Annotated in this window: 22 protein-coding genes; 2 read left to right on the top strand and 20 right to left on the bottom strand. The window is 63.8% G+C overall.

Features of this window, described 5'->3' with window-relative positions; all coding sequences use genetic code 11:
- Nucleotides 1-48 precede the first annotated feature (48 nt).
- The gene (locus RA26_RS02120) at nt 49-690 is read left to right on the top strand and encodes a hypothetical protein (protein ID WP_039179082.1); all 642 of its coding nucleotides are present in this window, start codon (nt 49-51) and stop codon (nt 688-690) included.
- Between the two features lie 43 nt (nt 691-733).
- Here RA26_RS02120 and RA26_RS02115 read toward each other — a convergent pair whose 3' ends face one another.
- Nucleotides 734-1,906 (bottom strand): adenylate/guanylate cyclase domain-containing protein, encoded by a 1,173-nt coding sequence (locus RA26_RS02115; protein WP_039179079.1) that lies wholly within the window; start codon nt 1,904-1,906, stop codon nt 734-736.
- A 108-nt stretch (nt 1,907-2,014) separates the two neighbouring features.
- Here RA26_RS02115 and RA26_RS02110 point away from each other — a divergent pair, with 108 nt between their 5' ends.
- Entirely contained in the window at nt 2,015-2,857 is an 843-nt protein-coding gene (locus tag RA26_RS02110; protein WP_039179077.1) for an ATP-binding protein, read from the top strand.
- Between the two features lie 75 nt (nt 2,858-2,932).
- On the opposite strand, the gene RA26_RS02105 is transcribed toward RA26_RS02110, so the two are convergent.
- From RA26_RS02105 to RA26_RS02015, 19 genes are all read right to left on the bottom strand, one after another.
- Nucleotides 2,933-4,183 (bottom strand): peptidoglycan DD-metalloendopeptidase family protein, encoded by a 1,251-nt coding sequence (locus tag RA26_RS02105; protein ID WP_241482571.1) that lies wholly within the window; start codon nt 4,181-4,183, stop codon nt 2,933-2,935.
- A gap of 102 nt (nt 4,184-4,285) precedes the next feature.
- A complete protein-coding gene (locus tag RA26_RS02100) occupies nt 4,286-4,933 on the bottom strand; it encodes a protein-L-isoaspartate(D-aspartate) O-methyltransferase (RefSeq protein WP_039179074.1) in 648 nt (215 codons plus the stop codon).
- A complete protein-coding gene (surE, locus tag RA26_RS02095; protein ID WP_039179071.1) occupies nt 4,930-5,724 on the bottom strand; it encodes a 5'/3'-nucleotidase SurE in 795 nt (264 codons plus the stop codon). The genes RA26_RS02100 and surE overlap by 4 nt, the downstream gene beginning before the upstream one ends.
- A gap of 206 nt (nt 5,725-5,930) precedes the next feature.
- On the bottom strand, nt 5,931-6,578 hold the full coding sequence (locus tag RA26_RS02090) for an SDR family NAD(P)-dependent oxidoreductase (protein ID WP_039179068.1): 648 nt from the start codon (nt 6,576-6,578) through the stop codon (nt 5,931-5,933).
- A 115-nt stretch (nt 6,579-6,693) separates the two neighbouring features.
- Nucleotides 6,694-6,954 carry a hypothetical protein gene (locus RA26_RS02085; protein WP_039179958.1) on the bottom strand — a complete coding sequence of 87 codons (261 nt, stop codon included), beginning with the start codon at nt 6,952-6,954 and terminating at the stop codon, nt 6,694-6,696.
- A 156-nt stretch (nt 6,955-7,110) separates the two neighbouring features.
- Nucleotides 7,111-7,653, bottom strand: coding sequence for a DUF2199 domain-containing protein (locus RA26_RS02080; RefSeq protein WP_039179954.1), 543 nt, complete (start codon nt 7,651-7,653; stop codon nt 7,111-7,113).
- Nucleotides 7,654-7,800: 147 nt separating this feature from the next.
- On the bottom strand, nt 7,801-9,321 hold the full coding sequence (purF, locus tag RA26_RS02075; RefSeq protein WP_039179065.1) for an amidophosphoribosyltransferase: 1,521 nt from the start codon (nt 9,319-9,321) through the stop codon (nt 7,801-7,803).
- 362 nt (nt 9,322-9,683) lie between these two features.
- On the bottom strand, nt 9,684-10,343 hold the full coding sequence (locus tag RA26_RS02070; RefSeq protein ID WP_039179062.1) for a hypothetical protein: 660 nt from the start codon (nt 10,341-10,343) through the stop codon (nt 9,684-9,686).
- 3 nt (nt 10,344-10,346) lie between these two features.
- On the bottom strand, nt 10,347-11,747 hold the full coding sequence (locus tag RA26_RS02065) for a selenium-binding protein SBP56-related protein (RefSeq protein ID WP_039179060.1): 1,401 nt from the start codon (nt 11,745-11,747) through the stop codon (nt 10,347-10,349).
- 251 nt (nt 11,748-11,998) lie between these two features.
- On the bottom strand, nt 11,999-12,679 hold the full coding sequence (locus tag RA26_RS02060) for a Hint domain-containing protein (RefSeq protein ID WP_039179058.1): 681 nt from the start codon (nt 12,677-12,679) through the stop codon (nt 11,999-12,001).
- 387 nt (nt 12,680-13,066) lie between these two features.
- A complete protein-coding gene (locus tag RA26_RS02055) occupies nt 13,067-13,621 on the bottom strand; it encodes a CvpA family protein (RefSeq protein ID WP_039179055.1) in 555 nt (184 codons plus the stop codon).
- Nucleotides 13,622-13,663: 42 nt separating this feature from the next.
- Nucleotides 13,664-15,025 carry a DNA repair protein RadA gene (radA, locus tag RA26_RS02050; RefSeq protein WP_039179052.1) on the bottom strand — a complete coding sequence of 454 codons (1,362 nt, stop codon included), beginning with the start codon at nt 15,023-15,025 and terminating at the stop codon, nt 13,664-13,666.
- 65 nt (nt 15,026-15,090) lie between these two features.
- Nucleotides 15,091-15,873, bottom strand: coding sequence for a hypothetical protein (locus RA26_RS02045; RefSeq protein ID WP_052272280.1), 783 nt, complete (start codon nt 15,871-15,873; stop codon nt 15,091-15,093).
- Nucleotides 15,874-16,022: 149 nt separating this feature from the next.
- Entirely contained in the window at nt 16,023-16,484 is a 462-nt protein-coding gene (locus RA26_RS02040) for a paraquat-inducible protein A (protein ID WP_039179049.1), read from the bottom strand.
- Between the two features lie 21 nt (nt 16,485-16,505).
- Nucleotides 16,506-17,198: a hypothetical protein gene (locus RA26_RS02035; protein ID WP_039179046.1), complete on the bottom strand. Its 693-nt coding sequence runs from the start codon at nt 17,196-17,198 to the stop codon at nt 16,506-16,508.
- A 110-nt stretch (nt 17,199-17,308) separates the two neighbouring features.
- On the bottom strand, nt 17,309-18,055 hold the full coding sequence (locus RA26_RS02030) for an ABC transporter ATP-binding protein (RefSeq protein WP_039179042.1): 747 nt from the start codon (nt 18,053-18,055) through the stop codon (nt 17,309-17,311).
- Complete coding sequence (locus RA26_RS02025) at nt 18,052-18,834, bottom strand: MlaE family ABC transporter permease (protein WP_039179040.1); 783 nt, start codon at nt 18,832-18,834, stop codon at nt 18,052-18,054. Before RA26_RS02025 ends, RA26_RS02030 begins: the two co-directional genes overlap by 4 nt.
- Entirely contained in the window at nt 18,831-19,868 is a 1,038-nt protein-coding gene (alr, locus tag RA26_RS02020; RefSeq protein WP_039179036.1) for an alanine racemase, read from the bottom strand. The genes RA26_RS02025 and alr overlap by 4 nt, the downstream gene beginning before the upstream one ends.
- 104 nt (nt 19,869-19,972) lie before the next feature.
- Nucleotides 19,973-20,965 carry an agmatine deiminase family protein gene (locus RA26_RS02015; protein ID WP_342586108.1) on the bottom strand — a complete coding sequence of 331 codons (993 nt, stop codon included), beginning with the start codon at nt 20,963-20,965 and terminating at the stop codon, nt 19,973-19,975.
- Between the last annotated feature and the right edge of the window lie 25 nt (nt 20,966-20,990).

The following is a 20,990-nucleotide window of genomic DNA, read 5'->3' as shown; positions in this document are numbered from 1 at the left end:
CCTTCCATGCGGCATCCTGCGGCCAGTCCTGGATTTAGGGAGGTTTCCATGAACAAGTTTCTTGCTGTCCTGACCTGCTCCGCGGCCTGCGCGCTGGCGTCTGCGTCCTACGCCGAAGACCCGCCGATGGGGTTCTTTGTCACTTCCGTTGGCCTTGGTGACGGCGGCAACCTTGGCGGGCTGGAGGGGGCGGATGCTCATTGCGCCAGCCTGGCAGAGGCGGCGGGCTCGACAGGGCGCACCTGGCGCGCCTATCTCAGCACCCAGGAGGAAGGCAAGCGCGGCATCTCGGCCCGTTCGCGCATCGGCACCGGTCCCTGGTACAACGCTAATGGCGAGCTGATCGCGGTCGATCTGGACCAGCTGCATATCATGCCGAACCTCTATGCCCGTACTGCGGTGGATGAGAACGGTAACCGCATCAAGGGCCGCGGCGATGACCCCAACGAGCATGACATCCTGACAGGCACCCAGGAGGACGGCACTGCCTATTTCCCCTGGCAGGAGGGCGACAAGACCTGCTCGAACTGGACCTCCAACGGCGAAGGGTCTGCCACAGTTGGCCACCATGACCGCCACGGTGGCGGCAATACCTCCTGGAACGCGGCGCATAATTCCCGTGGCTGCAGCGCCGAAAATCTGCGCTCCACCGGCGGCAACGGCTATTTCTACTGCTTCGCGGCAGACTGAGCAGGCAAATCACAGAAAGGCGCGCTTGATCGGACGCGTCTTCCTATGCGGCGTCAACGCGCAGGAAGAAGACCTCGACCGGATCGGATATGCCGCGCACGCTGCGGGTCCCGCAGCTGGAAAACAGGTCCGGGGCCGCCGCAGCGACGGCTGAGGATGCCAGAACGGGATGCCCGGTGGATTTTGTTAGACCTTCGATCCGGCTCGCCAGGTTCACTGCAGCGCCGAGCACGGTGAAATCCAGCCTTCCGGGGCTGCCGATGTTGCCATAGCTGACGCGGCCCGCATTCAAACCGATGCCGATTTCCAGCAGCGGTCTGCCTGTTTGCGCGCGGGTGCTGTTTGCCGCGGTAAGTCCGGCGAGTGCCGTTTGCGATGCCTGGGCAGCCTGGCTGCACTGTTCCGCGCGGCTGCTTCCATCAGCGGCAGGAAAGATGGACAGAATACCGTCGCCCATGAACTTCAGCACGTCACCGCCTGCGTCCTCAACCGCCTGTACCACCACATCGAAATAGGTGTTCAGGGCGTCGAACACCTCTTCTTCACTGGTGCTGTCCGAGAGGGCGGTAAAGCCTCGCAGGTCGGTGAACATCACAACGGCGTCCAGCGCCGTGCGTTCGCCGCGCTTGATGGAGCCGTTCCAGACCGCGTCTGACGGGCCATCGCCCAGATAGGTCCGCAGCAGGCTGCGCGAGGATTTGCGCATGGTGACGGGTTCCAAGGCGCAGGAGAGGCCGGGCAGGGAGGCCTCGATCATCTGCAGGTTCTCTGCCGTGAACCCGCTGTCCGACTGGGTGACAAAGGTGCAGCCGTGCATAGACCCGTCGCCGTAATACATGAGCGTTGCATAGTAGTCGGTGCCGCCAGCCTCCGCGAACTCATGATAGGAGATGTGGTCGGCCTCAGGGTCGAGTCTGCGCAGGTTTTTGTGCAGCGGGCGGCGGTTGGCCAGAATGTATTCAAACGAGCTGCCGACGTAACTGTCCGTCTGCATCACATCATGGGTGACGTCGTAGCTTTCGGTTTTCTCTGGCGTCCAGACCACGCCCCAGGCAATCAGCAGCGGGTTCGCGAACCGCTGTCCGATGTTGACCCGCCACAACGGCACGCCGGCCGCAATCAGGTCCGTGCAGAAGCGGGACACGGCCTTGACCGGATCGCCCGACCGGCGGCCTTCGGTTATCATCCAGCGGGAGAGTTCTTCCAAGGCGTCCATGGGGACAGGTTACACTTATGGTTTGCAGCAGAACAGATGCCGGCTTGCCCTTGCCGCTTGCCCCTGAACATGCTTTGAAATCCCGCAACTGACGGACGGAGGCTTCCCATGGACCAGATTGCATTGACCCGCATTGCCGAGGCGCTAGAGCGGATGTCGCCCGCGCCGCTGGAAACCCCTGATTTCAATGCCGCCAGCGCCTTTGTCTGGCATGTGGAGCCGGAGCGGCTGGAGCCGGTGGAGAGCGTCAACCGGGTCGATCTGAACCTGCTGGTCGGTATCAACCGGTCCCGCGATACGCTGCTGGAAAACACCCGGCGGTTCGCCCAAGGTTTTGCTGCCAACAACGCGCTTCTGTGGGGCGCGCGGGGGATGGGGAAGTCCAGCCTCGTGAAAGCCGTGCACGGGGCGCTGGCGGCGGACCATCCGCAGCTGAAACTGGTGGAGCTGCAGCGCGAGGATCTGCCTTCGGTGGCGCGGCTGCTGGGTCATCTGCGCGGATCGGAGCACCGGTTCATCCTGTTCTGCGATGACCTGTCGTTCAGCCATGACGACCAGCACTACAAGAGCCTCAAGGCGGTGCTGGACGGCGGCATCGAGGGGCGGCCGGAAAACGTGGTGTTCTATGCCACCTCCAACCGCCGCCATCTGATGCCGCGGGACATGATCGAGAACGAGCGCTCCAGTGCCATCAACCCGTCGGAAGCGGTAGAGGAGAAGGTCTCGCTGTCGGACCGGTTCGGGCTGTGGCTGGGCTTCCACCCCTGTGATCAGGACGAATACCTGGCGATGATCGAGGGCTACTGCGCCGCTTACGGCGTCACTGTGGATGCAGAGGAATTGCGTGCCGAGGCGGTCGAATGGCAGGCAACCCGCGGCGCGCGTTCCGGCCGGGTGGCCTGGCAGTTCTTCACCGATCTGGCCGGGCGGCACGGAGTGGCCTTGCGCTGAGGCAGCACAAAATTGGGAATAGCAAAGCCCGGCCAATCAGCCGGGCTTTTCTTTATTAACAATTCATTACCGCCGTCAGTTCAGGTAGCTCAGCGGGTCGATGCTTTCGAAACCGTCGCGCACTTCAAAATGCAAATAGGCATCGTCGCCGCCGCGCAGCGAAGCGATACGCTGGCCGCGAACCACGCTTTCGCCCTTCTTCACGGTGATATTGCCGACGTTCTGGTAGACCGTCAGCAGCTTCTGGCTGTGGCGGATCACCACAATCGGCACATTGCCTGAGTCCTTGGTGATCGCTGCCACCGTGCCAGCCTCGGCTGCGTTCACCGGCGCACCGGCAGTGCCGGCAATGTCGATGCCGTCATTGCTGCCCTTGGAGTAGGTCTTGATGATCTTGCCCTGCACCGGATAGGCCATCGCCGCGCTGCTGCTGCGTGTTGGTTCAGGCAGTTCCGGCTTGGGCAGGGTTTCCGCCGCAGGTTTCACCGCAGCCGGTTCGACCTTCTCCTCCGGCAGCGGTTTGCTGGCGCTGGGCGGCACGGGTGTCTCGGAACCTGCGCCCGGCTCTGTCACCACCACGGGGGCCACTGCAGCGGCAGGCGTCACCTCAGCAGCAGGCTGCTCTTTCAGCGGGATCAGAAGGTACTGGCCTTCGCGCACCGCAAAATCGCTGCCCAGTCCGTTCCATTCCGCCAGTGACTTCACCGGCACCTGATAGAGCCGCGATATGGTATAGGCGGTCTCGCCGCGCTTCACCTTGTGGCGCACCGGTTCCGGGCCGGACTGTACCTTGGCGGGCTGCGGCTTGGGGGCGGACTGGATTTCGGTTGTGGTGACGGAGCCTGCGTTGGGCGAGGTCAGCGGCGCGCTGTCGATGGCCTGGCCCGCCAGGGCGGCGATATCGACCGAGCCCGGCGTGGCGCTACCCGGCAGGCTGCCAGGGGCACGGCGCGGCAAGGCCAGAACCTCGCCCTGACGCATCTTGTCGCTGGTCTGCATGCCGTTGTAGCTGGCGACCTCATTCGCGGGCAGGCCGATGCGGGCGGCCACATCACCCACCGTGTCGCCGCGGCGGGCCACGGCCACCTGATAAGACGGGTAGGAGATCAGGCCGCGGGCATCCGGCGCAGGGCGGTTCGCGGTGGCGGATTGCGCCGCGCCTGTGGTGTTGAAACCGCCGACTTGGCCGCGCAGGTCATAGTCCAGCGGGCTCTGGCAGGCAGCCAGCATACCGGCCAGCGGCAGCACGGCCAGCAGCCGGGCCCGGGGCAGCACCGAATGGGACAGGCCGTGGAACATGGTCCGGGCGGGGGGGATCCGGGTCATTTCGCTCTCCTCAAAACACGCATCCCCTTTTTCGCGGGGATTCTCTCGCGTCAATCACTATAGCCGATGCCATTTGCGGTTCGGCTGAAATCCGCCGCCAGTTTACGTGTCTTTCCCCAGGCCCTCAAGCAGGGGAACAAAGCGCACCGGGCGTAATTCGTCATACTCCAGCCCGTCCGCGGTCTTGCGCACCCGGATCAGGGTCTGAACGTGGTCCGACTGTCCCACCGGCAGCACCATGATGCCGCCCGTCTTGAGTTGCGCCAAGAGCGGCCCGGGCGGGTCTTCGGCGGCGGCGGTCACGATAATGCGGTCAAAGGGCGCCTGTTCGCTGAGCCCGTGGCTGCCGTCGCCGACCAACGAGGTCACATTGGCCAGCTGCAGCTGCTCAAACACCATCCGCGCCTCGCGAACCAGCCTTGCATGGCGGTCGATGGTGTAGACCCGGCGCGCCAGTTTCGACAGGATCGCCGCCTGGTAGCCGGAGCCGGTGCCGACCTCAAGCACCGTGTCGCGGGGGCTGACCTGAAGGGCCTGGGTCATCATGCCCACAACGGAGGGCTGCGAGATGGTCTGGCCGCAGGCAATCGGAAGCGGCACGTCCTCATAGGCGCGTTCCGCGAAGATGCCGCGCACGAACAGCCCGCGGTCGATCTCCTCGATCGCCTCCAGCACTTTCTGGTCCGTCACCCCGCGCGAGCGCACGGAGTAGACGAACTGCATCTTGGTTTGCGCGTCGGGGCCGCTCATGCGCCGGGACCCTCGATCACCTTCAGCGCGTCCATTGCGTCCCGCGCTGTCAGATCGGCGCGCATCGGGGTGACGGAGATATAGCCGTCCAAGTTGACCGCCGCATCGGAGCCCGCGGCGGTTTCGACATGCTGATTGCCGCCGCGGATCCACAAGTAGCGGCGGCCGGTTGGCGACAGCTGCTCCTCGGCGGAGAAATGGCTGCCGCGACGGAACCCCTGCGGCGCGACCCGGGCGCCCTTCACATCCGCAGCCGGCACCGGGGGGAAGTTGATGTTATAGAACAGCCGGTAGTCCTGATTGTCCTGCGGCTGGGCCGCCAGGATCTTCTTTACCAGTGCAGCGCCATGCACGGCGGAGGCTTCGAACGGATTTTCCGTCTCGCGGTTGGCGGGCCCGTAATACTGCGACAGCGCCATTGCCGGGATGCCCTGCAATGCGGCCTCCATCGCGCCGCCCAGGGTGCCGGAATAAAGCGCGTTTTCAGCCGAGTTGTTGCCGCGGTTCACGCCCGACAGCACCAGATCCGGCTTTGCCCCATGCATCGCCACATGAATGCCCGCCAGCACGCAGTCGGCAGGCGAGCCTTCGGCGGCAAAGCGGCGCTCGCCCAGCTGGCTCAGCATGGTGGGGCGGGTGTAGCTGATGCAATGGCCGACGCCGGACTGCTCGAACGCGGGCGCCACGGTCCAGACCTCGCCATCGGGGCCTGCGACCTCATGGGCGATGGCGTCCAGAACCTTCAGCCCTTCGGCGCTGATGCCGTCGTCATTGGTGATCAGAATGCGCATGAAAAGCCTGCCTGCCGTCTTCAACCGGGTTTTCGATTGAATAGGACCTGTACCTGAAGGGGGCAAGGTTTTCGCAGGGAGAAGCCGTATCCGCAGCAAAGCGGGGCAGGGAGGCAACAGGCGGGATGGGGGCGGAGGAGCCGGGGGTCTCCCGCGCCTCTGGACCGGGCGCCGCGCAGGAACGCGGCGCGGCCCGGTCTGAGAGATCAGTCCGCCAGGATCAGCGGCAGCAGGCGTGCGGCTTCGTCCTGGATCGGGGTCAGCGCATCGCGGTCTTCGCCCGGGTGGAACCGGGCGCGCAGGGCGGTGGCCATCGCCTGCGGCTCGAGGATCTTCACCATGGGGCCGGTGCGCTCTGTCTCGGCCTGCCAGCTGCGGGCGAGAGCCATTTGCGCCGCTTTGGTGGCGCCGTAGGTGCCATAGAACTTTTCGCCGGCCTTCGGGTCGTCAAAGAAGACCGCACGGCCCGTCTGGCCCAGGAGAGGCGCCACATAGGGGATCAGCACCGAGGTGGCAGTCGCATTGATCGCCACCGCCTTGGTCCAGTCCTTGGCCGCCACTGAAGGCGCCGGGCATAGGGCGGTGGCATGGATCGCGGTGTGCAGCCACAGGTCCAGCTTGCCCCAGCGGTCATGGATGCCGCGGCAGAGCGTCGCCATCGCCTCCGGCACAGTAATGTCCATCGGCGCCAGGGTGGCAGAGCCGCCGGCCGCCTTGATGCGGTCGTCCAGTTCTTCCAGCGCGCCGGTGGTGCGGGCGACGGCAACAATGTGATGGGTGGGCGCAAGCGCCTCGGCCAGGGCATTGCCCAGGCCGCGCGAAGCACCGGTGATGAGAGCGATTTTGTCTGTCATGCCCGCCTTCTTGGGCCGCTCGAGCGGGCAGGTCAAGAGGCGGCGGACAGAGCCAAGGATTTTCGAAATTCTTTGGCAAATTTCCTGGAAGAAATTTACGCCGCTTGCCGCCGGCTCAGCTGCCCGGGATCTGCAGGCGTTTGGTTTCCCCGCGCTGGTTCAGCACCAGGCCGTGAGCGTCGATGGCAATCACCTGACCCTGCGAGAGCTTGGTGCCGCGCTTCACCTCGCGGGTGCGGCCGGAGGGCAGACGGATCAGCGCGCTCATGCTGTTCTCAGGCCCGTAGACCCCCAGCAGGCTCAGGTTGCTGCGGTTCACTGCATTGGTCTGGGTTGCCAGCCCCGCCACCTTGGCGGAGGTCTGCTCGTTCGCCATCTTCATCTGTCCCTTGATTGTCCGGATGGCATCTGGCGTGCTGCTGCTGCTGTTTCAAGCGGGCGAAGCGGGCCTCGGCGGAAAGCTGCGGAAGGCTAAGAGAAAGGCCGCCGACGGCCCTTGGCCATTCAAGGAGCAGCGGCCTTGAAACAGGCTTCAGGCGTCATAGACCAGCGACGGAAGGTCATGCCCGTAGGCATAGAGCAGCTCCAGCAGTTCCTCCAGCTCCGCCCCGTCCTTTTGCAGCGGGTAGAGCGGGTGGTTCTGTTCGGTGACCTTCAGCTCCGGGTACTGGCCGCCGGGGCGCATTTCCAGCATGCAGCCGGCCGGCAGTGGCATGTCCGGCGGGATGGCATTGGCCAGCCAGGCCGGGCGGTCGCCCAGCTTGTCGGTCTCGCGCATCTCAAAGAGGTCGAGATAGGCGTCGAAATCATCGCGGCTGAGGCTGGCCCAGGTGCCCAGGATGAACTCCTCGCCGCGGGTGCCGTTCAATGGAATTGCCAGCACTGCCCGGACAAAGCGCAGATCGCCGAGGCGGCAGAAGTCCTCGGTCAGGATGTCGCCGCGCGTGGCCAGCACAGCGGAGTTGTCCTCTACGTCCATATCCTCGGAACAGATGTCGGGACGGTCGCAGCTGAGGCTGAGCAATTGCGCGAAAGTCGCGCCGCAGCAGCGGCACTGGCGCGGGGAAGTCAGCATGCGGGCAAGATGCGCGTCCAAGGAGCGGCCTTTCGTCAGGAGCATAGGAAAAGGCGCGGGCCGTCATGGCCAGCGCCTCCCCACGCAAAGTTCCGGGCCCTCATAGACGCATGCGGGCCAAAGTTCAAACCCCTGTTGGGGCAGGTCTCAGCCGGTCGCCAGCTTGGAGGCGTTCCAAGAGGCACCCGGTGCGGGCATGTCCTGGATCTTGGCGCTGACCCGGCTGCTGCCTTCCAGAGCCGCCAGGTACTCTTCGGTGACGCCGGTGATGTAGTTGCCGTCAAAGCAGGAGCAATCGAAGCCCTGGATGTCCGGGTTGCCTTCCTGCGCCGCCCAGATCAGGTCTTCGAGTTTCTGGTAGAACAGCGCATCGGCGCCCAGCTCCTCGCGGATTTCCTCGATGCTGAGGCCGTTTGCGATCAGCTCGTGCTTGGTCGGCATGTCGATGCCATAGACGTTGGGATAGACCACCGGCGGCGAGGCAGAGGCGATATAGACCTTCTTGGCGCCGGCCTCGCGGCACATCTGAACGATCTTCTTGATGGTGTTGCCGCGCACGATGGAATCGTCGATCAGGAGCACGTTGCGGTCCTTGAACTCCAGCGGGATCGCGTTGAGCTTGCGGCGCACTGATTTCTGACGCTCGGCCTGGCCCGGCATGATGAAGGTGCGGCCGACGTAGCGGTTCTTCACCAGCCCCTCGCGGTAGCGGATGCCGGTGGAGTTGGCGACTTCCAGCGCCACGGGGCGGGCCGAATCAGGCACCGGGATGATGCTGTCGATTTCGAGCCCTGACTCCTGGATCTGCTTGGCCAGCGCCTGGCCCATGCGCAGCTGGGTCTTGTAGACCGAAACGCCATCCATCATCGAGTCCGGGCGCGCCAGGTAGACATATTCAAAGATGCAGGGCGTCAGCTTGCCCTCGACCGCCTGGAAAGTATGCAGGTTGCCGTCCAGGTCGATCAGCACCGCCTCGCCTGCCTTCACATCGCGGACCTTCTCAAAGCCGTTGATGCCAAAGGCCACGTCCTCAGACGCAATGCAGTAATCGTCGCCTTCGCCTTGTGCCGGGCGCTTGCCCAGCGACAGCGGCCGGATGCCATGCGGGTCGCGGAAGGCCAGCATGCCGACGCCGGCAATCATGCACAGCACCGAATAGGCGCCCTGCACCCGCTCCATGGTCATCTTCACACCGGCAAAGATGTTGCGGATCGGTTCGGCGTTGCCATTGACCTTGATCGCATCGGCGACCTTGTCGGCCAGAACGTTCAGCAGAATTTCGGAATCGGAGGTGGTGCGCAGATGGCGGCTGTATTTGCCGGTCACCTTTTCGCGCTGCTCGGCGGTGTTGGTGATATTGCCGTTGTGGACCAGGTAGATGCCGTAAGGCGCGTTCACAAAGAACGGCTGTGCCTCTGCGGCGCTGAGGGAGCCCGCGGTGGGGTAGCGCACATGGCCCATGCCGACGCGGCCCGTGAGGGTTTCCGCATCCGACGGCCCGAACACATCCTTGACCAGGCCGTTCGCCTTGCGCTCGCGGAAGAACTCGCCGGTGTAAGTCACGATGCCCGAGGCGTCCTGGCCGCGGTGCTGCAGCATCAGAAGCCCGTCATAAATCTCTGCAAAGACTTCCGTGTCCCGGCTTGCGATCCCCAAAATCCCGCACATTGGCTGGCTCCAATCCCGATTAGTCCGATGGCTGATGGAAGCGGCTTGGCCGGCAGTCTAGCGCATTTTTGCGCGCCCGCGCCATTCCGGAGGCGCCAAAGCAGCTGGCCGGCAAAACGTCCGGAGCCTGATGGCCGCTTGCAGTCCCGCAACCCGGCGCCGCGCGCATCAGGTCAGGTCCACAAGGGCAGGCGGGCAGCGTCTGCAGCAGCGGCAAGGCGGTGTGGCTCCGAATCCGTTTCCTGTTCGCGCCCTCACATAGAGGCTTTCGCGGCGTCTGTCATCAAAGGATCACATTTCCCTTCTGCGCTGCGGCAATAGGGGCGGTTTGCCGAATATGCGGGCAGGGCGCGCCGCTGCAATCAATGCAGCGTCAGCAGCGACACTGCGCCAACCAGCACCAGGCTCAGCGCCCAGACCAGATCCAGGTTGAACCAGCCGCGGGACAGGAACTTCAGCCCCAGCCAGTGATAGACGCCAAAGGCGATGGCACCGCCCGCCAGCGTCATCGCCAGCGTATGGGCCAGCGCGACCAGTATGGCGATGCCTGCAGTGCCGGTCATTAGTGCCCCTGCGGCGGCGTGTCCGGCATCTGTTTCCACCGTGGCGCATAGACCCAAGTAAATCGGCACCAGCATCAGCCCGGCACCATGCGCCATCGCCGCCAGGAAGGACCACAGCGCCAGCCGCGACGGCGGCACGCGGGCCAGCAGGCGCGGGTGGCGGCGGTTCCACAGAAGATACAGCCCCAGCGCAATCACCAGGCAGGCGGCGCCGATCTGGATTTCGCGCTGCCATTCGGCCAGCACCAGCAGCATCGAGAACGGAAACAGCACCGCTGCCATCGCCAGAAGATGCCCCGCCGCCAGCGCGGCCAGGGCCCGCCACAGGCTGCCCTGCGCGCGCTCCATCAGCGCCGCGGAGACCGCCAGCGGCCAGCCCATGCCGGGGTTCACTCCGTGATAGACGCCCGAAAGCGCGACGGCCCCCCACAGGGCCGCCGCCGTGCTGATCTCTGCCACGCGTCAGACGGAGGGATAGCAGAAGCTGTCGGTGGAGCAGTCGCCGCCTTCCAGCCGGATCTGGTGGCTCCGGTAGCCCTCGGGGAGTTCGACATAGAAGTCCTTATCCAGCTCCAGTCCGCCGTTTTCGCCGACATTGGCCATCACCATCTGGCCGCCCACGGCATCGGGATAGAACTGATCGTCCCAGGTGGAATAGAGCGAGTTGGTCCAGTAGACCCGCTTGCCGTCGCGGCTGATCTCCACCATCTGCGGGCCATAGGCGAAATCCTTGCCGTTCGGGTGCTTGGCGCCGCGCGCGATGCCGCCAAGCTCGACCTTGCCGGCCAGCGTGGGGTTCATCGGGTCACTCACATCATACTGGTGCATCTCGCCCAAGCCCCAGCAAGCGACATAGAGGTATTTGTCGTCCAGGCTCAGGTCGATGTCGGTGACCAAGGGCGGCACCGCCTCGAATCCCTGCAACAGCGGCGGCAGGTTTTCGGCCTTCTCCGGTCGCGGGTCGATGGTGATGGTCTTCTTGGCCTCAAAGGTGCCATCGTCCTTCTGCCACCAAGTGAAGATCGAGCCTTGCAGGTTGGTGGTGTCCACCACCACGCCGCAGAACCCGTAATCGCGTGAGGGATCATGCGCCGGGCGGATTTCCAGCGCCATCTGGTGGTTCTCGCCCAGGTCAATGGTCTGCACGTTCTTGCGCTGGCGCAGGTTCCAGAAGTGGATCGAATGGCCGTATTTGTTGCTCAGCAGGTCCTCCGCCACGATGCCGTTCTCAAACTGCGGCGGCAGGCCCCATTCGGAACTCACCATGTAATCGCGCGGCAGGTTCCACCAGAAATCATAGTGCTTGTCCTGCTTGCCGCGGTCCATTTCATAGCGGCCCAGTATCTCGAAGGTTTCGCAATCCATGATGAAGATGCCCGGCGGCCCGTCGGTGCCGTCTTCGCCGCCGCCGCCCAGGGTCGAGACATAGATGCCTTCGGGGCCGCAATGGATGGTGTGCGGGCGCGAGTAGCCGGTCTTGGCAAAAACTTCCTCCGGCTCAATGATCTTGTGGATCTTCGCCTTCAGCGGCTCCTTCACGTCCACGACATAGATCCGGCTGGAGCGGATGCCCGGAATGATCAAGTAGCGCCGCTCCAGGAACGCGTGGCCCGACAGAGGCGACAGGGAGGAGGAGCAGGCGTTCCAGCCGAAATGGTGAAACTCATCGCCCTTATTGGGCATGATCAGCTGATGAACGATCTGGCCATAGGTATCTGAACCCGGGTCGACATCGACCACCGCCAGCCCGTCCGGCTGCGAAAAATCCGGGCTCAGCATCAGCGTGAACGCCAGCTTTTCCGCTGGGGCCTCCATCGCCAGTTTGGGTGTTGCGTGAAATGTTGGGTCAGGCCGCAAGTTCATCGTCAAATCCTCCCTGAATACCGGGCGCCGGTTGCTCTGCGGTGCCTTTGGCGCCTGAGGGGATGCTGGCATACATATATTTTCCGGGCAACTTTTTCCGGAAATGCCCTTGCGTTTGGAACGGGCGTTCCGCATTTCCGCGAAGACGCCCGGGGCGGAACCTTTCCCGCCTATCCGGGCAGCAAAAAGAATAGGCCCGCACAAAGGCGGGCCCGAGGGGGGAGGGAATGTCTTGCTGGCTAGCCCTTGGATCAGGCCGCCAGGATGCGGTCCAGCAGGTTATCCAGCGGGCTGGGCAGACGGGCGTCAATCTCGCCCATGCCGGTCTGCGACAGCGCGCGGCCTTCATCGCTGGCCAGCACCTGGCGGGTCTCGGTCAGCGACAACTGGTGGAAGGCGGAGCCCTCAACGGCATCACCCGCGGGCAGCAGCATGCCGCTTTCGGCCCAGACCAGTTCTTCTTCTGCGAATTCGAAATGGATGCGGCCCAGGCGCTCCGGCGCGGCCGCGGTGATACCCTTGTAGCCAGCCAGGGCGATCAGCTTGGCGACGACAACCGGCAGGCCGAACAGGCGTTCCGCGGTCTCCATCTCCAGCGCCACTTTCTGGTCCGAAGGCAGCATCAGATCGGTGTCATTGCCCAGGGCACCCGCCGGAATATGCATCAGGGTGGTCAGACGCGGAACCGCGTGTTTCACCGCCTTCACTTCCTGGGCACCGCCGTCAAAGGTGAACACCATGTCGCCGGGCTTGATGTCGCGGGCCTGCTTGAAGCCTTCTTCGGTCTCCACCAGCGTATCGGGCAGGAAGCCGCCGCTGCGGATGCGGGCACGCTTGGGCGCGGGCTTCAGGGATTGCGGCAGGGGATTGGTCAGCAGCAGCACGTCAACCGGCAGGTAGTCGGCGAAATCTGTGGTGTGATCCAGCTGCATTGTAGCGTCCCTTCTGAGCGTCTTCGTCCCGGCGTTTTGCCGTTGAAGCCATGTGGCCCCCGAATTGGGACCAAATTGGGGCAGGGGTGCGTCGCATTTCGGGATGAGGCGATTTTTTGGGGACAAAAACTGCGTTTTCAGGGGTATTGTTAACCTTTTTACGGTGCGGGCTGAGGATTTATTAAGGATTGACGCAATTTTTGAGACGCGACCTATCGGCCTTAGAAGTCCGATTCTCTTTGGTTAACAAAGCGTTAATGTGAATTTGCGGTGTTAACGGCTACCCGCCGCATCCTGTGGATAACTGTGTGAACGCATTGAATTTCAAGCAAAACGGGCGCCCCATGGACGCCCGCGTATCTGTCTGAAGGTGGTAATCCTTAGGAATTACTGGCCGCAGGCCCCGATCAGTGCCTCATATTGCTGCGTCACCCAGCCAAGGGCCTGCTCGGGATTGCGCTCTTCGATCTTGCCTGTCAGGCGCTCGAACACCTCGGCAGAGCGACTTTCGTCAACGATTGTGAAGCTCTGCCCGGTCATCACCACATCATAGAGGAAGAAGGCAATCGCGATCAGAAGAATGCCGCGCAGGACGCCGAAGAAGAAACCGGCCCCCTGATCCAGCCCGCCAAGTGCAGAACGCTGCACAAGGGTGGAAAACAGCGGCGTGAAGAAGGAGACCACGATCAGCGCCAGGGCAAACACCGCGGCAAAGGCAGCAATGATCGAAAGCTCGCAGCTGTCGGCGATGAAGTCGCCGATCACCGGGATTTCCGCCATCAGCGGTTCCACCTGCGGCGCGAAGATGAAGGCGAGAACACCTGCGGCGATCCAGCCGGCAATCGCCATCGCCTCGCGCACGAAACCGCGCGAATAGGCCAGCAGCGCCGATACCACGATGACCAGGGCCACGACCCCGTCGATAATTGTGAAACCTTCCATGTCCCTCGCCCGTTTGCCTGCGATCTCAAATTTTTTGCGACTTTAACCGGCCCCGAAGAATTCGCCAACAAAACCTGCCAGATCGCCCGACTTTCTGAGGTTCAGGCCGTTTACGGACACGGTTTTGCTGCCGCCAGGGGCAATCGCCGCCGTGAAACCAAGTTTTTGCGCCTCTTTCAACCTGTTTTCGGTCTGCGGGGCGGGCCGGAGGGCGCCTGATAGCGAAATTTCTCCGAAAACCACCGTGTCTGCGGGCAGGGCGACGTCTTCCCGCGCGCTCAGCAGCGCCGCCGCCACGGCGAGGTCGGCGGCGGGCTCTGAGATTTTCATGCCGCCGGCGACGTTCAGATAGACGTCCAGGCCCGCAAAGGGGATACCGCAGCGCGCTTCCAAAACGGCCAGGATCATCGCAAGGCGTGACGAGTCCCAGCCGACCACGGCCCGCCGGGGCTGCGAATGGGGGGAGGGCGCAATGAGCGCCTGCATCTCGACCAGCACCGGCCGGGTGCCCTCGATACCAGCAAACACCACCGACCCGGGGCTTGGCTCGCCGCGCTCCGACAGGAACAGGGCAGAGGGGTTGATCACCTCGCTCAGGCCGCTGCCGGTCATCTCGAACACGCCGATCTCATCCGCCGGGCCAAAGCGGTTCTTGACTGCCCGCAGGATTCGGAACTGATGGCCGCGCTCGCCTTCGAAGTACAGAACCGTGTCGACCATATGCTCGACCACGCGGGGACCTGCGATCTGGCCCTCCTTGGTGACATGGCCGACCATGATAATGGAAATCCCGTGCCGCTTGGCAAATGTGGTCAGCTCATGCGCGGCGGCGCGCACCTGGCTGACCGATCCCGGCGCGCTGTCCACATGGTCGGCCCACATGGTCTGGATGGAGTCGATAATGGCCAGCTGCGGCCGCTCCGCTTCCAGCGTCGTCAGGATGTCGCGCAGGTTGGTTTCGGCCGCCAACTGCACCGGCGCATCCGCCAGCCCCAGCCGCTGTGCCCGCATCCGCACCTGGGCCGATGCCTCCTCGCCGCTGACATAGACGGTCTTGACGCCAGCCTGGGCAAACCGCGCTGCCGCCTGCAGCAGCAGGGTGGACTTGCCTATGCCCGGATCGCCGCCCACCAGAATGGCCGAGGCCGCAACAAGGCCGCCGCCCAGCACCCGGTCCAGTTCCCCCACGCCGCAGCAGGCCCGCGGCGGCGGGGTTTCCCGCGCCGACAAATCGGTCAGCTGGATGGTACGGCCGCGTTTGACGCCCAGGGATTTCTTGGAAGGGCCGGAGGACAGCCCCTGATCCTCGGTGATGGTGTTCCACTCGCCGCAGCCCTCGCAGCGGCCCGACCATTTCGAAAAGCTGGCCCCGCAGGCGGAGCAGGAGAAAGATGTTTTTGCCATGGCTCAGATCAGTGGCAGATGTTTCCCTTTTGTTCAAGGGGCTGCGCGCTGCGGCCTGCGGCACGTCAGTCGGCGCGGCGCGGCGGCTGGATCGGCACCACGCTGCCGCCTTCCGGGTCCGAGCCGTCCGGCTGGCCCTGCAACTGCGCCGACAGTTCCGGCAGCAGTTCAAACAACTCGCCGCGCAGCCGGCCCAGATGCGACTTGGCGATGCTCTCTTCGATCTCCACGTCGCGGGTCCACTGGCGCAGCTCATGCATGATGATCTGGGCGTCCTCCAGCCGCGCCTTGAAGATCTCCAGCTCTTCTTGCCGCTGCTTCAAAAACTGGCGGGCGCGAGCCACTTTGGCATCTGAATAGGTCTCCGCCAGCTCGCGGCTCACCTGGCTCATCTGCGCGGCCACTTCCAGCACATCCGGCTCCAGCCCCTGCAGGTCAGGATGATCCCGCATGAACGCCAGCCGTTCCTTCACCGCATCAAACTCGGAGGTCAGGGTGAACACGCCTGCGCGGTCGCCGGCATGGGCCAACTGATAGGCCTGCAGCACGTCCTCCATGTTCATGGAAAACCGCCGGTGCGAGGTTTCCAGCGCCATGATGCGCCCGTTGGCGGGCAGAAAGAACGCCAGCATCACCGCCAATGCGGTCAACGCGATCTGGGCGGCCATTCCGGCCTGCGGCATCGGTTCGCCGCCCAGGCCCGCCTGCAGTGACAGCCAGGGCCAAACGCCCAGGGCCGACAGTGTGGTTGCCGCCAGCATCGCCGCGGCGGCCAGGCAGATCAGTGCAAAGGCAAACCGCATGAGCGCGGTCTGCGCGATGAACAGGATGGATTGAATGCCGGCCATAGGCCCCCCTCCAGCAGATGCACATGTCCCCACGGGGCCGACGGGGCAGGGGGAATGCCCGATCCGGGCGCAGCTTGCCGGTCCCATGTCGATGCGTTTTCACTTGTCCGGCACTATGAAATGGAGCGGTTTTCCGCCGGATCAAGGGCTTAACGCATCTCCTGCGCTGCTTCGGCCGCGCGCTCCGTCAGCATCCCCAGCACAATCGAGGCCAGAATGCAGGCGGTGAACATGTAAAGCCCCCAGGCGGTCTCGATGGTTGCCAGGCCAATGCCCTTGGCCAGTGTGATGTAGAGCGCGATCAGGAAAATATCGGCCATTGCCAGCTTGCCCAGCACATGCAGCACTTTCTGCACGCGGGCGTCCATCAGCTGCCACTGCACCAGCGCGGTGCCGATGGTTTTGAGGTAGGGGGCAAAGATCGCAAAGAAGGTGACGATCAGCGCCAGCACCGCGTCGCTGCCCCAAAGGCTTTGCAGGCCGGTGATGACCGAGATCTCGCTCAGGCCGAAGATCGGCAGCAGACCCGCACGCATCAGCGGCGCAAACCAGGCGACGGGGTAGAGGATCAGCAGGGAGAGGGTCGCAATCTTTATCAGGTTTTTGTTCATTCTATGTCTCAGACGCGCAATTTAGTCAGTGCAATTCCGGTTGCCCACCATGTCCGCGGTAAGCTCCTTGCCATGTTTGCCGAGGGCATCAGCTGCGAAATTCCGCAGCTTGCCGCTGGTCGTGCATGGTGGAAGGCTGGTCGCTCGCGGTGTTGTGTACCAGACAAGGCCCCAGGCCGTCAGACATCCGGCAGCAAAGAATACCAGAGCATGACGGAGTCTCAGCCTCCTGCCTGAATTCGAAGCGTCCTTACCTTGTTCTGCTTCCTGCTTGCCTTCTTCCTTCCGGTGCCCGCGGCGGTCCTCTGGAGGGTCAAAAAGAACCCAGCCAAGAAGCAAGCCAAAGACCGCGATCGACAAAGCGGAGAGGACGGCCCAGCCCGGGTAATACATTTCCTGCGAGGATAACCCGCCAAACATAAACCCGTACAGCAGGTACACAAAACCTGCTGCGGACAGGGCGTAGGCTGCCAGCGAAAGCCCGCGCGCCTGCTGCGCCATGCCAAGCGCTTCGATGACCCCCCAAACAAGAGAAGTCACCATCAGAAAAAGGCCGCTTATGACAGCGCCTATGAACTCGAAAACAGGAAAGAGAAAGGGTGCCAATAGCTCTATGAAAAAGGCCAGGACGCCCTGAAGGAATGCGAAAATTGCTTCAAAAATAGGGGTAAGCAGTGCCCCGATTAGATCTCCGAACGCTAATGACGGTTTCAAAATTATACCTCAAGATGAATTCACTCGGCACCTGATTGGTTTGGTTGAAAATTCAAGTGAGCTGGTCCGGTGAAAGTCCACAGTTACGGTATTTCCTGAACGGGGAAGCTTTACCGCACCGCCTCGATCGGCCCCTCCGCGCGGCCGTGGATGAATTGCTCCATATAGGGATCGCCCGACTGGTCCATCTCGCTCACCGGACCGGTCCATTGGATCACCCCGCCATGCAGCATCGCCACATTGTCGGCAATCGCCCGGACTGAGGTCATGTCATGGGTAATGGTCATGGCTGTGGCGCCCATCTCCACCACGATCTCGCGGATCAGGTCGTTGATGACGCCCGACATGATCGGGTCGAGGCCGGTGGTCGGCTCATCAAAGAAGATGATCTCAGGTTCGGCGGCAATCGCGCGGGCGAGGCCGACGCGTTTTTGCATGCCGCCCGACAGTTCCGCCGGGAACCGGTCGGCGACATTCGCCTTCAGACCCACCCGGCGCAGCTTTTCAATGGCGATCTCGCGGGCTTCCTCCTGCGGGCGCTTTAGCGCGCCGCGCAGCAGGCGGAAGGCGACGTTCTGCCAGACCGGCAAGCTGTCAAACAGCGCGCCGCCCTGAAACAGCATGCCAAAGCGCGCCAGGAACTTGTCGCGGTCGCCCGATCCGGCGGGCTTGCCGTCAACGTAAATCTGGCCGGAGTCGGGCTGGATCAGCCCCAGGATGCTTTTCAGCGCCACTGACTTGCCGGTGCCGGAGCCGCCGATGATCACCATCGAAGTGCCCTTGGCGATCTCCAGGTTCATGCCGTTCAGCACGCGGTTGTCGCCAAAGGCCTTGTGGACGTTTTCCATGCGGATCATAGCGAGAAGAACACCCCTGTGAGGACAAAGTTGGCGGCCAGGATCAGGACGGCGGCGGATTCCACCGAGCCCTTGGTGGCGCGGCCCACGCCCTGCGCGCCGCGGCCCGATTGCATACCGTAATAGCAGCCCATCATCGCCGCGATGGTGCCAAAGGCCGCGCCCTTGACCAGCGAGGAGATGATGTCGAGCGCTTCCAGGAAATCGACGGTGTTCTTGAGGTAGGCCGCCGGGTTGAAGCCGAGGTTCTGTACCGCCACGGTGTAGCCGCCCATGATGCCGATGATGTCGCCGACACCGACCAGCACCGGCACCGTGATCAGCGCCGCCAGCACCCGCGGGGCCACCAGGTATTTCATCGGATGGGTGGACAGCGTCACCAGCGCGTCGATCTGTTCAGTCACCTTCATGGTGGCAATCTCTGCCGCGATGGAGGAGGTCACGCGCGCCGCGATCATCAGCCCGACCAGCACCGGGCCAAGTTCCCGCACCATGCCGATGGCGACGATCTGCGGCACCACGGCTTCGGCGTTGAACCGGGCGCCGCCCGCATAGATCTGCAGCGCCAGCGCGCCGCCGGTGAAAATCGCGGTGAGGCCGACGACCGGCAGCGACAGCCAGCCGACGTTCAACAGCGCCTGAAAGAACTCGCGCGGGTAATAGGGCGGGCGGATCATGTGGCTGAAGGCGCTGAGTGCAAACAGCGCCGCGCGGCCGACAGCCGCCAGCCCCGCCAGGGCGGTGCGGCCCAGCCGGGCCAGGAGAGCGATTGGATTCATCCCAGATATGTCCGCGCCGACCGATGGCCCGAGGAGGTCAGGATCTCATAGCCGATGGTGCCGGCCGCGTCGGCCAGCATGTCGACGGTCTGACGCTCGTTGAGGATTGCCAGCATCTGCGGGACCTCACCCAGATCGGTGACATCCACAGTAATCAGATCCATCGAAACGCGGCCGACCACGGGGCAGGGGGTCTCGCCCGCGTAGACGTGAATGCCGCCTTTGCCCATCGCCCGGTGCAGCCCGTCGGCGTAACCTGCGGCAACGGTAGCGATGCGGCTGGGGCGCTGTGCGGTCCAGGCATTGCCGTAACCGGCGCTTTCGCCCGGTTCCATATCGCGCACCTGAATGACCGGCAGGTCCAGCTGCACCACCGGCACCGCGTCGGTGAACGGCAGCCCGCCATAAAGCCCGACACCGGGGCGGCAGAGGTCAAAATGATACTCCTTGCCCAGCAGCATGCCGCCGGTGGCCGCCAGCGAGCGCGGCACCTCCAGTCCGTCCGTCATTTCGCGGAAGGCCTTCAACTGCTGCGCATTCATGTCATGCGCGGGCTCATCGGCGCAGGCCAGATGCGACATCAGCAGCACCGGGTTCTGACCCAGGGCAATCTCTGCCACCGCGGCCCATTCGCCGTGCTCCATCCCCAGCCGGTTCATGCCGCTGTCCAGCTGCACCCCGAACGGGTGGCCCGGCAGGGTTTCGAAATGGCGCAGCATCTGATCCAGCGAGTTCAGCATCGGCGTCAGCTGGAAATCTTTGAGCAGCTTTGCGTCGCCCTCCATATGGCCGGAGAACACCGAGATGCCGGGGCCCGGCCCCAGCGCACGGCGCAGCGCGCCGCCTTCTTCGGCCGCCGCCACAAAGAAATTGCGCGCACCGGCCTTGGCCAGCGCCTTGCCCACCCGGCCCGCATCCAGGCCGTACCCGTTCGCCTTCACCACTGCGGCAGTCTCGCAATTGGTCAGCGCATCCAGATTCCGCCAGTTGGTGACCAGCGCATCCAGGTTGATTGTCAGTTTTGCCGTGCTCATGCGGTGTTCATGACATGGGAGGGGCGCAGGTCAAGTGGGAAAACCCGCCACACAGGCCAATAGTTGCCTGCTTTCAGGGTGCTGGGCGGTCTGTGGCAGCCACCTCAGGCGGGCATCTGCTGGGTGGCGCAATGGATGCCGCCACCAAGCTCAGCCAGCAGATCGGTGTCCAGCATCACCAGTTCACGCCCGGGATAGTGGCGGCGCAGCGCCTCTGCGGCCAGCGCATCGGTGCGCCTGTCGCCGCTTTCAGGTGCGATCAGCCCGCCGTTGCAGACGTAGTAGTTCACATAGCTGCACTGGCTGTTCACGTCCCTGATCCGCCCGGCCTCGGGCCAGGGCAGGGTGTCCACCTGAAGGCCCGCCTCCAGCAGGCGCCGTTGCAACTGCCGGGCGGAGGCATCAAACGGATCGCCGGGCACAGGCGCCTCTGCCAGCATCATCAGCACGCGGCCTCCGCCGATGAAGCGGGCCAGCCCGTCGATGTGGTCATCGGTCACGTCCTGGCCCTTGACGCCCTTGCCCCAGATCATCCGGTCCGCGCCATAGGCGGCCAGCAGGGCCGTTTCAATTTCGCTGCGGCTCAGGCCGGGGTTGCGGTTAGCATTCACCCAGCTGCTTTCATTGGCCATCAACAGGCCATGGCCGTCCGCCTCCGCCCCGCCGGCCTCGCCCTTGATGCCACTGTCAAACAGCGGCAGCCCCAGCCGCTCCGCCACCCGTGCAGCGATGCGTTCATCATTTGGCAGATGGTAACGGCCCCAGCCGTTGAAATTCAGTTGCCGCACTGACAGTTGCCCGCGCCCGTCGCGCCCGAACAAGGGACCGGAGTCGCGGCACCACAGATCATCTGCAGGAATGTCCCACAGCTCCACCTTGCCGGACAGTTTGCGCCGGGCGCGGGCGTGCTCTTCTGTTGCTGTCAGCATCACCACCGGCTCGAACTCCGCAACAGTATTGGCAATCCTCGCAATCTGGTTTTGAACCTGTCTGCGGTAGCGCCCGGTGCCATAGACTTCAGGCGTTACCGGCCATTGCATGAAGGTCAGCTGATGCGGAGCCTCTTCCGGCGGCACCCGGAAACCGTCCTGTGCCATGCCCGGACCTCCCGCAATGGGCAAA

Source organism: Leisingera sp. ANG-M7 (assembly GCF_000813965.1).
In the GTDB taxonomy this organism is placed as follows: domain Bacteria; phylum Pseudomonadota; class Alphaproteobacteria; order Rhodobacterales; family Rhodobacteraceae; genus Leisingera.
This window is presented reverse-complemented; position numbering and strand designations above follow the sequence as displayed.

Coding starts and splice junctions, on each gene's coding strand:
- RA26_RS02120 (WP_039179082.1), top strand. CDS start 49: ATGAACAAGTTTCTTGCTGTCCTGACCTGCTCCGCGGCCTGCGCGCTG.
- RA26_RS02115 (WP_039179079.1), bottom strand. CDS start 1,906: ATGGACGCCTTGGAAGAACTCTCCCGCTGGATGATAACCGAAGGCCGC.
- RA26_RS02110 (WP_039179077.1), top strand. CDS start 2,015: ATGGACCAGATTGCATTGACCCGCATTGCCGAGGCGCTAGAGCGGATG.
- RA26_RS02105 (WP_241482571.1), bottom strand. CDS start 4,183: ATGACCCGGATCCCCCCCGCCCGGACCATGTTCCACGGCCTGTCCCAT.
- RA26_RS02100 (WP_039179074.1), bottom strand. CDS start 4,933: ATGAGCGGCCCCGACGCGCAAACCAAGATGCAGTTCGTCTACTCCGTG.
- surE (WP_039179071.1), bottom strand. CDS start 5,724: ATGCGCATTCTGATCACCAATGACGACGGCATCAGCGCCGAAGGGCTG.
- RA26_RS02090 (WP_039179068.1), bottom strand. CDS start 6,578: ATGACAGACAAAATCGCTCTCATCACCGGTGCTTCGCGCGGCCTGGGC.
- RA26_RS02085 (WP_039179958.1), bottom strand. CDS start 6,954: ATGGCGAACGAGCAGACCTCCGCCAAGGTGGCGGGGCTGGCAACCCAG.
- RA26_RS02080 (WP_039179954.1), bottom strand. CDS start 7,653: ATGCTGACTTCCCCGCGCCAGTGCCGCTGCTGCGGCGCGACTTTCGCG.
- purF (WP_039179065.1), bottom strand. CDS start 9,321: ATGTGCGGGATTTTGGGGATCGCAAGCCGGGACACGGAAGTCTTTGCA.
- RA26_RS02065 (WP_039179060.1), bottom strand. CDS start 11,747: ATGAACTTGCGGCCTGACCCAACATTTCACGCAACACCCAAACTGGCG.
- RA26_RS02060 (WP_039179058.1), bottom strand. CDS start 12,679: ATGCAGCTGGATCACACCACAGATTTCGCCGACTACCTGCCGGTTGAC.
- RA26_RS02055 (WP_039179055.1), bottom strand. CDS start 13,621: ATGGAAGGTTTCACAATTATCGACGGGGTCGTGGCCCTGGTCATCGTG.
- radA (WP_039179052.1), bottom strand. CDS start 15,025: ATGGCAAAAACATCTTTCTCCTGCTCCGCCTGCGGGGCCAGCTTTTCG.
- RA26_RS02045 (WP_052272280.1), bottom strand. CDS start 15,873: ATGGCCGGCATTCAATCCATCCTGTTCATCGCGCAGACCGCGCTCATG.
- RA26_RS02040 (WP_039179049.1), bottom strand. CDS start 16,484: ATGAACAAAAACCTGATAAAGATTGCGACCCTCTCCCTGCTGATCCTC.
- RA26_RS02030 (WP_039179042.1), bottom strand. CDS start 18,055: ATGATCCGCATGGAAAACGTCCACAAGGCCTTTGGCGACAACCGCGTG.
- RA26_RS02025 (WP_039179040.1), bottom strand. CDS start 18,834: ATGAATCCAATCGCTCTCCTGGCCCGGCTGGGCCGCACCGCCCTGGCG.
- alr (WP_039179036.1), bottom strand. CDS start 19,868: ATGAGCACGGCAAAACTGACAATCAACCTGGATGCGCTGGTCACCAAC.
- RA26_RS02015 (WP_342586108.1), bottom strand. CDS start 20,965: ATGGCACAGGACGGTTTCCGGGTGCCGCCGGAAGAGGCTCCGCATCAG.